The organism is Chryseobacterium sp. A301 (assembly GCF_054489425.1).
In genome coordinates, this window is record NZ_JBTMWY010000002.1 from 305,453 (window position 1) to 319,093 (window position 13,641).

Here is a 13,641-nt window from a genome sequence, read left to right on the forward strand (position 1 = left end):
TCCCATGCAGTTCCGTACGCCTGTTCCGATTCCAGAATCTAGCATCAAGTTAGAAGTAGAAGACCCTGTGTTTTCCATCGGTTCTTGTTTTTCAAGTGAGATCTCTAGTCTTTTGAACAAAGGCCAAATTCAGACCTGCCACAATCCTTTTGGGACTCTATTTAATCCCTTTTCGATTGCCAAGGCCGTGAGGGCGGCGCACGATTCCAAAGTATATACCGACGAGGATTTAATTCAGTACCAAGACAAAGTCATCTCCTTAGACCACCATTCAAAATACAACAGTGGATTTGTGCACAAAACCTTGGAAAAAATCAATGCAGATATTGAGGTTTCCAATCGGTTTTTGCAGTCCGCGAAGTGGATTATCGTGACCTTTGGAAGCGCCTATGTCCACGAGTTTTTGCCGCGTCCTCAAATTGTGGCCAACTGCCATAAATTGCCGGCAACGTATTTTAAGAAACGCCTATTAAGCTCAGAGGAAATAAAATCTGCCATGCAGCAAACGGTGGAGGATTTGATGGATATTTGCCCCTCCGGCGTTCACATCCTTTTTACCCTTTCTCCAGTGCGTCATACGAAAGAGGGCATCGTAGAGAACCAACGAAGCAAGGCTCTTTTGCTAAGTGCAATGCACGAAATAGTGGAGCAGTATGAGGAAGTGACGTATTTGCCTGTCTATGAACTGATGTTGGACGAACTACGAGACTATCGTTTTTACAAAGAGGACATGCTGCATCCCAGTGCGCAGGCCGTAAATTATATTTTTGAAAAGTTTGGCAATGCTTACTTTTCAGAGGCCACGATGGAGTTTATTGAAGAGAACTTCAAAATAATGCGCTCTTTGCAACATCGCCCCTCCCAGGAGCAGGATCCTAAATACCTTGAATTTAGGGAAGCCTTAAAACGAAAAATTCAGACGCAAAGAGAAAAAGTGAACCATCCTATTTTTTTGGACGATCTCTAGGAATAAGGAATTAGCTTAGAAACGATGATAGATACCCATACCCATTTGTATTCAGAGGCCTTTGAGCAAGATCGCGATCAGGTCATAAAGAGAGCTCAAGAAGTCGGCGTAGAGAAATTCTATTTGCCTGCCATTGATTCGAGCACACACGAGTCTATGTTGGCTCTAGAAAAGAGGTATCCAGATAGCATTTACGCGATGATGGGACTTCATCCTTGCAGTGTAAAGCCAGAAACCTACGAAACTGAATTAAAGCAGGTAAGAGCCTATTTGGAGAAGAGAGCGTTTTGTGCGATTGGAGAAATTGGAATTGACCTCTATTGGGACAAGGAAACCCTTGAAATCCAAACTCATGCTTTTGAACTGCAAATTGACTGGGCAATCGAGCTCGATATCCCTATTGTGATTCATGCTAGAGAAAGTTTTGATGAGGTCTTTGAGGTGTTAGAGAGAAAACGTCATCCTAAATTAAGAGGGATTTTCCACTGCTTCACGGGTAGCTACGAGCAGGCACTGCAGGCAATTGACCTTGGTTTTTTGCTTGGAATTGGAGGCGTGGTTACTTTTAAAAATGGAGGAATATATAAATTCTTAGGGGAGATTTCCCTTAAGCATATCGTTCTTGAGACCGATTCCCCCTACTTAGCACCGGTTCCCTACAGGGGAAAGCGAAATGAGTCCTCCTACTTATCTCTTGTCGCAGGGAAATTAGTAGACGTATACCAAGTGGATTTTGATCAAATTAAAAAGCAGACTACTAAAAATGCAGAAATTCTTTTTGTCAAATCGTAAGAGTAGACAAAAAGGAAATAAAAAAAAGACCGCTGATTTTTTGCGGTCTTTTTGTTTGTGCTCAAAGATTATCTATTTCTAGTGAATCCCTTGTTCTTAGGTTTTTTATATCCAAGGTCTTTTTTGGCTTGAGGCCTCGGTTTTGGCGTAAAAGGTTTGTTATTGCTGTCTCTTTTTTCAGCCACCAAATTGTCCACGTGGTAAGGATGGTCTCTTTCTACCGGAATTTTCATTCCTATGAGTTTTTCCGTGTTCTTTAGGTTGAGAAGGTCAAGTCCGTCTACAAAAGAAATGGAACTACCGGAAGAGCCTGCCCGACCGGTTCTACCAATACGGTGAACGTAAGTTTCCGATACGTCAGAGAGTTCAAAATTGATTACATATTTAAGTTCATCAATGTCAATACCTCTTGCCGCAATGTCCGTAGCCACCAAAACTCTTGTGGTTTTGTTTTTGAAATTGCTTAGGGCATTTTGACGTGCATTTTGAGATTTATTCCCGTGAATGGCCTGAGCGCTAATGCCAGATTGATGAAGTTTCTTTGCAATTTTATCTGCTCCGTGCTTTGTTCTGGCAAAGATAAGGACCTGGTCAAGTTTTGGATCCTCCAAAAGGTGAGTAAGGAGGTTAAGTTTGTTGTCCTTGTCCACGAAATAAACCGCTTGGGAAATGGTCTGAGCCGTAGAGGAAACCGCTTGCACTTCTGCTCTTACAGGATTATTAAGCATGGTTTTCGCCAAGTTCTGAATTTCTTCGGGGAACGTAGCGGAAAAGAAAAGAGTTTGTCTTTTTTGAGGAAGCATTTTTACAAGACGCTTCACGTCATGCACGAAGCCCATGTCGAGCATTCGGTCGGCTTCGTCGAGCACAAAGATTTCAATATGCTTTAGGCTAATAAGCCCTTGAGAAATAAGATCGATTAGACGACCGGGTGTAGCCACAAGAATGTCCACTCCTCTTTTTAAGGCGGTTTGTTGAGCGCCTTGCTTCACTCCTCCAAATATCACGAGGTTCTTAAGCCTTAAGTTCGCCCCGTATTCGTTAAAGTTTTCTTCGATCTGAATCGCGAGTTCACGCGTAGGGGTTAAGATAAGGGCTTTGATTTGACCCGGTTTCGAGGGCTTTTCATTTAAGAGCTGAAGAATTGGAATCGCAAAAGCGGCCGTTTTCCCAGTTCCCGTTTGCGCCGTTCCTAAAAGGTCTCTCCCTTGCAAAATGGAAGGAATCGCTTTTTCTTGGATCGGAGTGGGCTGGGTGTATCCCTTTTTTTCGAGCGCTTTAAGTATGGGGTCGATAAGGTGTAAATCGGTAAATTTCAATGAGTAGTATTTTAAATTAAGATAAATCCTTTCTCCTAAAGAAAGGACTATTTTTGAGGGTGCAAAGGTAGTTTATTTTTTTTTGTCCTACGAAAGACTTCCTTAGTCTACTTTTACCCAGTTTTCCGAGAGTCTAAGACCTTCGATGGTCTGATAAAACTCTCTTAACTCTGGTGTTCCTCTTTTGCCATAGTCGTCCCACTGCACTGCTTTTTCAGCTGAAAGCCAGATTTTCACTTTTGCTGTGGGAAGATCCGTTACTTGTCTATTGCCGTAGTGGTCTTCCAACGAATTTAAATTCAGCTTTGCTAGAGATTGCTGAACGGCCTTAAACGAAGCTTCTGTTAGAGTGGTTTTAAAGGTTCCTTCCGGTCCCGCATTGGGGTCGTAATCTTTGGTTTGAGGATTTGAAAACGTAAAACGCTCCGCTTTAATCACGGCGCTTCGGTCCGGATTAATCGTGATTTCAAAGATAGGACAAAAGCCAAAGCATGCGGTTGCTTCGTATTGAAGGGTTTGGAAAGATTTAGTTTGCGTCGTGCAACTTGCAAGAAGAAGTAGGCCCATGAAAAAGGAAAGTAGTTTCATAATTTATTTTTCTTTCTCACGTTCAATAATTGTACCCAATTGCACTCTTAGCCTCTTTTTCTTCTCCCATTTGAAAAAGAAAAAGAGACAGGGGTGGATTTTAAAAGAAATAGGGGAGGTTTTAGGTTCCTTTTTAGCCGTGAAGCTTCTTCCAAAGGACATCCTTAAGTTCCATAAGGCCCTGTTCGCTGACTCCGGAGAAAAACAAAAGAGGAACTGTCTCTGGGAATTCTTTTCGGATTTCTGTTTTCAATTCCTCATCGAGCAAGTCGGCTTTGGAGATGGAAACGACAAAGTCTTTTTCTAGCAATTCCGGATTGTACTTAGAGAGTTCATTTTTGAGAACTTGGTATTCTTCAAAATGATCGGGAGAATCGGCTGGAATTAAAAAGAGCAAAATGGAATTTCTTTCAATGTGTCTTAAAAATCGGTGGCCAAGTCCTTTTCCTTCGGCAGCCCCTTCAATAATTCCAGGAATGTCTGCCATTACAAAAGATTTGTAATTTCTATACTCTACGATTCCTAAGTTAGGCGTTAGGGTGGTAAAGGCATAATTGGCAATCTTCGGTTTTGCAGCGGACACGGCCGCAAGCAAAGTGGATTTTCCTGCATTCGGGAATCCCACAAGACCTACGTCTGCTAGGACTTTTAATTCAAAAACAACATGGCCTTCTTCGCCGGGTAGACCAGGCTGTGCGTAGCGCGGGGTCTGGTTGGTGGACGACTTGAAGTGCTCGTTACCAAGACCTCCTTTTCCTCCTTTCATAAGGATGATTTCCTGTCCGTTCTCCATGATTTCTCCGAGAACTTCTCCTTCTTCATTTTTGGCTACGGTTCCCAGGGGAACCTCGATGTAAATATCCTCACCGTCTGCACCGGTTAATTGGCTTTTGGCTCCATTGACTCCTCGCTGCGCCTTAATATGTCGCGTATAACGTAAGGGCAAAAGGGTCCACTCTTGGGAATTGCCACGCATGATGACATGCCCGCCACGTCCTCCGTCACCGCCGTCTGGACCTCCTTTGGGAATGTATTTTTCCCTTCTAAGGTGTGCGGATCCAGCACCCCCGTGACCACTTTTACAGTGAATTTTTACGTAATCTACAAAATTTGACATATAGGTCTTTTAGCTTGAGGAAAAGGATGGTTTTTAGTGAAAAACCAAACTTTTTTAGTCCTGCTGTGTTTTAATTTTTCTTACTTCGCGGTAAAGCGCTTCTGCAATTTGTGGAATTTCTCCCACGCCATTGATCTCCACGTACTTTCCTTGTTTTTTATAAAGTTCCGCTACTTCCGCGGTCTTTGTATAATATTCTTTGATGCGATTGCGAATGATTTCTTCATTGCTATCGTCGGTTCTTCCGCTCGTTTTCCCTCTGTTGATAAGACGTTCCACTAGGATTTCATCTTCTACAATAAGCGAAAGGCATAAATCAATCTTTGCATTTAATTCGGTTTTAACAATCTCTTCCAGGGCAAGGGTTTGTTCTGCCGTTCTTGGGAATCCATCAAAAATAAAGCCAGCCGCATCGGTCGGTTTTTGTACCTCGCTTATGAGCATATCAATAGTCACTTGGTCTGGAACAAGCTCTCCTTTGTCCATGTAGGACTTGGCTAATGTTCCAAGTGGAGTGCTATTTTTAATGTTGAATCGAAATAAATCCCCTGTAGAGATCTGCTTGAGATTAAAAGTTTCGATTAAATTTTGTGCTTGTGTGCCTTTTCCACTTCCTGGAGGGCCAAAAAGTACGATGTTGATCATATCTTATAGTAGTTGTATGGCGGATTAGTGATTGATTCGTCCTTCTGCAAGTTGATACAAATCGGGAAGGTTACGACCGAGTTCATCGTAATCCAGTCCGTACCCTAAAACGAATTTGTTTGGAATTTCTTTTGCCACATAGTCGATTTTAAAATCCTTTTTAAAGACATCCGGTTTTAAAAGCAAAGTGGCCACCTTTAAAGATTTAGGTCTTTGGGTATTTTTGAAATATTCAAAAAGACTTTCAATCGTTCCGCCTGTATCCACTATGTCTTCCATAAGGATAATGTGACGGCCTTCGACTTCTTTCGTGAGATCCATCTTTTTGTATACGATTCCCGTAGATTGGGTTCCGGAATAAGAACTTACTTGCAGGAATGCAATTTCACAAGGGCCTGGATAGTGCTTCAAAAAATCGGCGAAGAACATAATTACCCCGTTTAATACCCCGATAAACACAGGGGTTTCGTCTTTGTACTCCTCATAAACTTCAAGGGCGAGGGCTTTAATGAGTTCTTGAATTTCGTCGTTCTTTAAATAAGGGACGAATTCTTTGTCGTGAATCTGGACTCTGTTCATAGTGAATTTCAAAATGCAAATTTACGAATTTTTAAGGAAGTGGCCCTAAAGGAATCAAATCTGCATTTTAGTAGCCTCGGGGCTCGTCTGTCGCTCTTTTTATGGGACCGCTCAATTTTTCAAAAATTAGGTTTGGGCTCTAAACTTAGCCAAGAAAGGGAGAATATGGATCTTCCAGGAGCGCATTTGAAAAAGCAGGCCAATTTGAGGGTAAAATCTTAACTCAATTGTTTGTACAGCTTTTATATTAGAAGTAAATTTGTCCGAATCTAATAAAAAGTAATAGTTTATGTCTACTTATGTGGTTGTAGGTCTTCAATATGGAGACGAAGGAAAAGGGAAAATCACTGACGTGCTTTCCGCTAAATCGGATTATGTTGTGCGCTACCAAGGCGGTGATAACGCAGGTCATACGGTGTATGTAGGAGAGGAAAAATTTGTACTCCATTTGCTGCCTTCTGGTGTTTTGCAATGCAGAGGGAAATGTATTATTGCCAACGGCGTGGTAGTGAACCCGAAATCGTTCCTAAGAGAAATCGAACAAATTGAAAGCAAAGGAATGCGTACGGACCATGTGTTCATCAGTAGAAGAGCGCATGTGATTATGCCTTATCACATTATGTTAGATACCTATAGAGAGGAAGAATTCGGAGGAACTGAAATTGGAACGACCAAAAAAGGAATCGGACCTTGCTACGAGGATAAAATTGCTCGTGTGGGTATTCGTATGGTCGATCTACTAAACCCGGAAGTGCTTAGAGAGAAAATTGAAAAAAACCTTCGAGTTAAAAATTCTCTTTTTGAAAAGTATTTTGAAAAGCCGACGATGGATATAGAAGAAATTTACCAAGAGTTTTTAGAACTTGGGAAAAAACTTCAAGACCGTATCGTGGATACCGAAGTGGAACTCAACGATGCGATCAAAGCAGGGAAAAACGTGCTTTTCGAAGGCGCTCAGGCTTTAATGTTAGACATTGATTTTGGTACCTATCCGTATGTGACCTCTTCTTCCCCTTCCACTGGTGGAGTCTGCTCTGGAGCTGGAGTACCTCCCACGGCACTTGAAAATTTAATTGGAGTTTCCAAGGCGTACACGACTCGAGTAGGAAACGGACCTTTCCCTTCTGAGCTGCACGATGAGCTAGGAGAGAAGATGAGAAAAGTCGGAAATGAATTTGGGGCGACTACGGGAAGACCAAGAAGAACCGGATGGCTCGACCTCGTTTCCTTGAAGCATGCTTGCATGATCAATGGGATCAACAATTTGGTGATTACCAAACTGGATGTATTGTCCGGGATTAAGCCACTTAAAATCGTGACACATTACAAAACAGAGGATGGGAAAATCAATGATTATTTCACATCTTCTACCACGAAATTAGATCTGTACGAACCGATTTACGAAGAGCTTGAAGGATGGGACGAGGACATCTCCCATGCGAGAACCTACGAGGAACTGCCTTTGAATGCGAAAAAATACATAGAATACATCGAATCGTATTTAGGGATTAATGTGTATTTGGTGTCTGTAGGACCCGAAAGAAGCCAGAACATTATTAGAAAAGAACTTTTCTAATTTTCTATACTAAATACCCTCTCTAACCGGCCTTTTCCTTGGAAAGGGCCGGTTTGTTTTGTACGTACTTGGGAGAATTTCGTGTGAAATTTATCTTCAGATTGAAATTTTATACTGATTTTGGATTTATTGTGCGCTTGTTTCATGAATTTGGCAAGCTTGTTGAATATATTTCTACGAATTAGTCTATGGGGTGTAAAATATTACTTTTTACATAACGGGGATTAAAAGTATAAACCTTAAATCCAAACACAATGAAAAAATTTACTCAATTCAAAATGAGCCATTCACTAGACGAAGTGCTCTTTGAAAACCGAAACAAGGAGTACGGAGCTTACCTCCTAAGGCAGCAAGCGGACTCGGTTTTAGCCAAATCCCTATTTGTAGGGGTTAGTCTTTTTGCCGTGGCTACTTTGCTTCCCATTCTCCTATCGACTAGTTTAGGGAACAATCGCCCTGAGCAAATCCCAGCTGAGGATCCGGTTTGGATTTTAAGGGAACCGCTTAGTCCAAAGCCGGCTGAGGCGCAAAAAACTTTGCCTGTGCAAAGTACAAAGCCCTTAGAGACGCCCAAGCAAATCGTTCCAAGTGTTCCCATTCCTACAAGAACACCCGAGGTGAGTAAGGAGGCTACGCCGGTAACTCCTTCTCCCGTTATTACGGGAGCTGATACGGGTCCAAGCATTCCTTCTTCAGCCGTGGGCGTTGGGACAAACGCGGGACCTACGCAAGGACCAGGGAAAGTGGAGTCAACTCCCACGGCTCCCACGCAAGAGATCGATCCGAATGCCATATACGGTTCCGTGGACATTGCGGCGGATTTCAAATCGGGAATTGAATCGTTTCGTTCTCAAGTACTGCAGCGTTTTGACAGTTCAGGATTTACAAACGAAGCGGACGTGTTAAAAACGACTGTAAGTTTTGTCGTGGAAAAGGACGGAACTCTTTCCTCCATTAAAGCAAGCGGTCCAAGCGCTGAATTTAACAAAGAAGCCGAAAGAACCGTGGCCTCGATCAAAGGGAAATGGAAACCTGCGAAAGTGGACGGAAATTGGGTTCGTAGTTCGTTCCGATTTCCAATTTCAATGCGTATCGAATAAAGAGAAGCCCAAAGCAGAGAGAAAAAGGAATTATCCACGTCCAATTTTGGATTGTGGATAATTTTTTTAGAGTTTAATTCGCTTGTTGTTAGGGTGTTGACTTGTTTCACGTGGGGACGAATTAGGCGCACGATAAAAAAATTGTATTTTTGAAGAATAAATTAAATCAGATGGCAAAAATCATTGGGGTAGCCAATCAAAAAGGGGGCGTGGGAAAGACCACGACGGCGGTAAATTTAGCAGCCGCACTAGGGGTGCTAGAAAAACGCATTCTATTAATAGATGCAGATCCTCAGGCCAATGCCACCTCTGGACTCGGGGTAGAGCAGGTGCAGTATTCCACCTACAATTTACTTGAACATAGTGTCGAGGTGGATCTGTGCATTCAAAAAACGAGTTCTCCTAATGTGGATATTATCCCTTCTCATATAGACCTAGTGGCAGCGGAAATTGAGCTTGTGGACAAAGTCAATAGAGAATACATGCTTAAAAACGCGCTGGAGAGCGTAAGAGATAGGTACGATTATGTAATCATTGATTGTGCGCCTAGTTTAGGACTGATCACTGTCAATGCATTAACCGCAGCCGATTCCGTGATTATTCCGATTCAATGCGAATACTTTGCCCTAGAGGGTCTTGGAAAGCTTCTTAATACCATTAAGAATGTACAAAAGATTCACAACGGAGAATTGGACATTGAAGGTCTTCTACTTACCATGTTTGATTCGCGTCTTCGCCTTTCCAACCAAGTGGTTGAGGAGGTGAATTCTCATTTCCCAGAAATGGTTTTTGACACGATTATTTCTAGAAACGTGCGCCTGAGTGAAGCGCCAAGTTTCGGAGAAAGCATCCTCATGTACGATGCAGAGAGCAAGGGAGCGATCCAATACATCCAATTGGCTGAGGAAGTGATTTTGAAAAATGAAACCAGTAGTCCATCCTTAAAAAAACAAAAAGTTGAAAGATAAAAAACGTGCCATGGGCAGAGGGCTTGGGGCGATCCTAAGTTCAGAGTCCAAAGTTTCCATTAATTCTGCTACGGACAAAGGAGCGGAAGTTCTGTTGGGTCAAATTGTAGAGGTTCCTATTGAAGATATTTATCCCAATGCCTCGCAGCCTAGAACTTATTTTGATGAAAAAGCATTAGAAGATTTAGCGCAGTCTATTCAAGCGCTGGGTGTAATTCAGCCCATCACGGTAAGAAAGGACGGTGAGCGCTTCGAAATTATATCGGGAGAAAGAAGATACCGCGCTTCCAAAAAAGCAAAGTTAAAATCTATTCCCGCCTACATTCGACTGGTCAACGACCAAGAGCTTTTAGAAATGGCGCTGGTTGAAAACATTCAAAGAGAGGATTTAGATTCGATTGAAATTGCCCTTACCTACCAAAGGCTTTTGGATGAGATTGGCATGACCCAAGAAAATTTAAGTCAAAGGGTCGGAAAGGAAAGAAGTACCATTACCAATTCCATTCGACTTTTAAGACTGACCCCGGCGGTACAAAACGCAATTCGAGGCGGTGAGATTTCAGCAGGACACGGAAGAGCCATATTAAGCATTGAGTCGCCCGAGCTGCAGAGAGAACTTTTTGAAACCATCGTAAAAGAAGGGTTAAACGTAAGACAAAGTGAAGTCCTCGCAAACAGCCTTAAATCTCCTTCTACCAAAGTGCAGAAACCCATCAAGGTGCTTTCTAACGAACTCAAAAAAGCGCAAAAGCGACTTAGTGATGTTTTGGATGTGAAAGTAGAGATAAAAACCGTGGGCAATGGAAAGAAAGGGAAGATTGTTTTAGATTTCAAGGACCAAGAGGAGCTCGATACCATTCTGGCTCATTTTAAATAATGAAGAGTGTAGTTCTACTTTTAGCGATTTGCTTAGGAGCCAGCTTTTCTGCGCAGGTGCAAAGGCAGGATACCCTTTTGATTTCTAAAGACACCGCTACAATTCGGGAACAAAAATCTCAAGACGCCGTATTAGAGGAAATTCAGGAGGCAAATGAGGCGCCACGCCCTACATTTAATCCGACCAAAGCGGGACTTTATTCCGCTGTACTCCCAGGTCTAGGGCAGTATTACAACCGGAAATATTGGAAGATCCCTATTGTTTGGGCTGGGATAGGAACGGGAATAGGAGTTTCCATTTACAACGACAATATGTACAAGCGGTATCGCGATGCGTACGTGGCGGAATTAAATGGACTTCCTCATGAGTTTTCGGACATTGAAGGCATTACAAAAGAGGCTTTAGGAAGAACTCAAGACCGTATGAAAAGGCAGAGAGATTATTCCATGGCCATCACAGGACTCGTGTATATTTTGAATATCATGGATGCCGTCGTAGATGCGCACCTCTACGACCAAAGACACGATCCGGATCTCGCGATCAAACCGACTGTGATTTACGATCCTTTCGGGCTTAACAATGCAAAAGCGGGACTTAGTTTTAATTATAATTTTTAGAAAAGATGAAAATAGCACTTGTAGGCTATGGCAAAATGGGAAAGATCATTGATGAAATTGCAACGGCAAGAGGTCATGAGATTTGTGCGAGGCTAACGCAGACCCCAACGAAAGAAACGCTAAATGCTGCAGAGGTTGTCATTGAGTTTTCTCAGCCAGAAGTGGCCTTTGAGAATATCAAGACCGCTTTAGAACTTGGCATTCCGGTGGTGAGTGGAACCACGGGTTGGCTTGATCAGAAGCCTAAAGCAGAACAAATCGCCTTAGAACATGACAGTGCTTTTCTTTACGGCTCTAATTTTAGCCTTGGCGTAAACTTATTTTTTGCCCTAAATGAGAAATTGGCTCAACTCATGAAAGGGGTCGATTCCTATACGGTACAGCTAGAAGAAATTCACCACACCCACAAGAAAGACTCCCCGAGTGGAACCGCTATTTCTTTAGCAGAGGGCATCATGGAAAACCATCCTTTGTACGAGAGTTGGAAATTGGAACAGACCCGTGGATCCGAAATAGGTATTTTCGCTTTAAGAGAAGACGAGGTGCCCGGAACCCACAGTGTTCGCTACCAAAGTGAACAGGACGAAATTGAAATCAAGCACACCGCCTTTGACCGTTCAGGCTTTGCCTTAGGGGCCGTAGTGGCCGCGGAGTGGATTCAAAATAAGAAAGGGGTTTTTTCCATGAAAGACGTACTCTCGCTTTAAAGTGTAACAAATACCAAAAGGATTTAACTAATTTGAAAAGCCCAAGGGCATACAAAAGACTATGGACTATTTTCTGATCTACGCGTTATACGTACTTATTCTTTCTCTTCTTATGGGAGTTTCTTCCTGGAAACTTTTCCAAAAATTGGGATACAAACCCATTTTTGCGTTTGTCCCTTTTTATAATTATTATCTGATTTTAAAGGAGTCTAAACATTCTACTTGGTGGTGCCTACTTTCGTATTTGCCTATTGTAGGTCCCATTATGATGTCTGTGTTTCATCTTTATTTAGTGGGCCTTTTTGGAAAACGAAGCTTCGGACAACGAATTTTATGTGTCGTTCTTCCTTTTGTGTATTTAGCGCTTGTCAATTATTCAAAAGATTCGCAAAAAGAGAAACCCGAGTTTCTTCTTCCAGGCGAAGAGCCAAGCAATCAGAAAAAAGAAACGTTTTTAGGATCCGTGACCTTTGCCGTCGTGTTTGCCACTATAATTCACGTGTTTATTACGCAGCCGTTTGGGATTCCAACCGGTTCCATGGAGCGTACAATGCTCGTGGGAGACTTTTTGTTTGTCAACAAACTGAATTACGGATTCCGTATGCCCATGCGACCTGTAGCCATTCCGTTCTTGCAAGGAACCATTATGGATACGGGAGAGAAAGGCAATCCGATTGACGATCCTAAATCGTACGTAGAGGCTATTGATCTTCCTTACCTTCGTTTACCAGGTTGGGAAAAGCCAAAGAAAAATGACATCGTCGTTTTCAATTATCCTGACGACTCTGTGCACGTTGCAATTGATCGGAAGGATCCTTATGTGAAACGTCTAGTGGCAGGTCCTGGGGACACGATGGAATTTCGTGCAGGCCGCTTATATATCAACGGGAAACCAGAAGTTCGAATGGGGGATGCGCAGGTGCAACATGCTTACACTCTATATACGAGCTCACAGCTAAACATTCCGGCGCTGTACGACCAATACGGATTCTTGCCTGTGGTTGAGCAGCAATTGCAGGGAGGCTTTTATTATCGTTTCCAAGGTCTAACCGAATCTCTTGCAAAGGAACTTAAGCAAATGCCACAAGTGGTCAAAATGGACGAAATCGTGGAACCTAAAGGAGAGCACGAAATTAGTTATTATCCGGATATGCCACGATCGATGGAGGCGGGTGAACTGGTGCCTAGTTCGAAAGTGAATTATTCAAACACGATATTCCCTTTTGGTAAGCTTTGGAATGTAGATTGGTACGGTCCACTCAAAATTCCTTACAAAGGTGAAGTTTTGAATTTGACAGCAGAGAATATTGTAGAGTACCGAAAGCTTATCGTAAAACACGAGGGCAATACCTTAGAAGAAAAAGACGGGAAATTTATCATCAACGGAAAACCTGAGTCCACCTACACGGTGAAATACGATTACTACATGATGATTGGTGACAATCGCGATGCCTCTTTAGATGCTCGTTTTTTCGGGTATGTACCTGAGACCCATATTGTGGGAAAACCGATGTTTACCTGGCTTAGTGTCGAAGGACTGTTTGCAGATCAGAGCTCTTCTTACCAAGCCAATGGCAAGAAGATTCGTTGGGATCGAATGTTTAAAGCGAGCAACACGGGAGAGCTGCATAAAACCTCCTACGCATGGGTAGCCGCCCTGCTTTTAGTCCTTTTCTTCGGTTGGGATTATTTCGTGAAACTCTTTCGAAAGAAAAAAGAAGACTAACCCCTAGGTTCTTAATAAACCAAGTGAGAAAAGAGCCCTAAAGGGTAATTTTCTCACTTTTTT

14 protein-coding genes are annotated in these 13,641 nt (G+C 42.6%); 9 read left to right on the forward strand and 5 right to left on the reverse strand.

Annotated features, from left to right (window positions below; translation table 11 throughout):
- Positions 1-4 precede the first annotated feature (4 nt).
- Both ACX3PU_RS04705 and ACX3PU_RS04710 read left to right on the forward strand, forming a co-directional pair.
- Positions 5-967, forward strand: coding sequence for a GSCFA domain-containing protein (locus ACX3PU_RS04705; RefSeq protein WP_459083760.1), 963 nt, complete (start codon positions 5-7; stop codon positions 965-967).
- Positions 968-991: 24 nt separating this feature from the next.
- Positions 992-1,759, forward strand: coding sequence for a TatD family hydrolase (locus ACX3PU_RS04710; RefSeq protein ID WP_459083761.1), 768 nt, complete (start codon positions 992-994; stop codon positions 1,757-1,759).
- 68 nt (positions 1,760-1,827) lie between these two features.
- Here ACX3PU_RS04710 and ACX3PU_RS04715 read toward each other — a convergent pair whose 3' ends face one another.
- The 5 genes from ACX3PU_RS04715 to hpt form a co-directional block, all read right to left on the reverse strand.
- Positions 1,828-3,078, reverse strand: a complete 1,251-nt coding sequence (locus ACX3PU_RS04715) for a DEAD/DEAH box helicase (RefSeq protein WP_459083762.1) — start codon at positions 3,076-3,078, stop codon at positions 1,828-1,830.
- A gap of 102 nt (positions 3,079-3,180) precedes the next feature.
- Positions 3,181-3,666: a DUF6438 domain-containing protein gene (locus ACX3PU_RS04720; protein ID WP_459083763.1), complete on the reverse strand. Its 486-nt coding sequence runs from the start codon at positions 3,664-3,666 to the stop codon at positions 3,181-3,183.
- A gap of 133 nt (positions 3,667-3,799) precedes the next feature.
- Positions 3,800-4,783, reverse strand: a complete 984-nt coding sequence (obgE, locus tag ACX3PU_RS04725) for a GTPase ObgE (protein WP_459083764.1) — start codon at positions 4,781-4,783, stop codon at positions 3,800-3,802.
- A gap of 54 nt (positions 4,784-4,837) precedes the next feature.
- Positions 4,838-5,428 carry an adenylate kinase gene (locus tag ACX3PU_RS04730; protein ID WP_459083765.1) on the reverse strand — a complete coding sequence of 197 codons (591 nt, stop codon included), beginning with the start codon at positions 5,426-5,428 and terminating at the stop codon, positions 4,838-4,840.
- Between the two features lie 24 nt (positions 5,429-5,452).
- Positions 5,453-6,007 (reverse strand): hypoxanthine phosphoribosyltransferase, encoded by a 555-nt coding sequence (gene hpt, locus ACX3PU_RS04735; protein ID WP_459083766.1) that lies wholly within the window; start codon positions 6,005-6,007, stop codon positions 5,453-5,455.
- Positions 6,008-6,296: 289 nt separating this feature from the next.
- Here hpt and ACX3PU_RS04740 point away from each other — a divergent pair, with 289 nt between their 5' ends.
- From ACX3PU_RS04740 to lepB, 7 genes are all read left to right on the forward strand, one after another.
- The gene (locus ACX3PU_RS04740) at positions 6,297-7,583 is read left to right on the forward strand and encodes an adenylosuccinate synthase (RefSeq protein WP_459083767.1); all 1,287 of its coding nucleotides are present in this window, start codon (positions 6,297-6,299) and stop codon (positions 7,581-7,583) included.
- Positions 7,584-7,837: 254 nt separating this feature from the next.
- Complete coding sequence (locus ACX3PU_RS04745) at positions 7,838-8,683, forward strand: energy transducer TonB (protein ID WP_459083768.1); 846 nt, start codon at positions 7,838-7,840, stop codon at positions 8,681-8,683.
- Between the two features lie 170 nt (positions 8,684-8,853).
- Positions 8,854-9,651, forward strand: coding sequence for a ParA family protein (locus ACX3PU_RS04750; protein ID WP_459083769.1), 798 nt, complete (start codon positions 8,854-8,856; stop codon positions 9,649-9,651).
- Positions 9,641-10,528, forward strand: a complete 888-nt coding sequence (locus tag ACX3PU_RS04755; RefSeq protein WP_459083770.1) for a ParB/RepB/Spo0J family partition protein — start codon at positions 9,641-9,643, stop codon at positions 10,526-10,528. The genes ACX3PU_RS04750 and ACX3PU_RS04755 overlap by 11 nt, the downstream gene beginning before the upstream one ends.
- Entirely contained in the window at positions 10,528-11,145 is a 618-nt protein-coding gene (locus ACX3PU_RS04760; protein ID WP_459083771.1) for a DUF5683 domain-containing protein, read from the forward strand. Before ACX3PU_RS04755 ends, ACX3PU_RS04760 begins: the two co-directional genes overlap by 1 nt.
- Before the next feature lie 5 nt (positions 11,146-11,150).
- Positions 11,151-11,852, forward strand: coding sequence for a 4-hydroxy-tetrahydrodipicolinate reductase (gene dapB, locus ACX3PU_RS04765; protein ID WP_459083772.1), 702 nt, complete (start codon positions 11,151-11,153; stop codon positions 11,850-11,852).
- A gap of 61 nt (positions 11,853-11,913) precedes the next feature.
- Positions 11,914-13,578: a signal peptidase I gene (lepB, locus tag ACX3PU_RS04770; RefSeq protein ID WP_459083773.1), complete on the forward strand. Its 1,665-nt coding sequence runs from the start codon at positions 11,914-11,916 to the stop codon at positions 13,576-13,578.
- Positions 13,579-13,641: the final 63 nt, after the last annotated feature.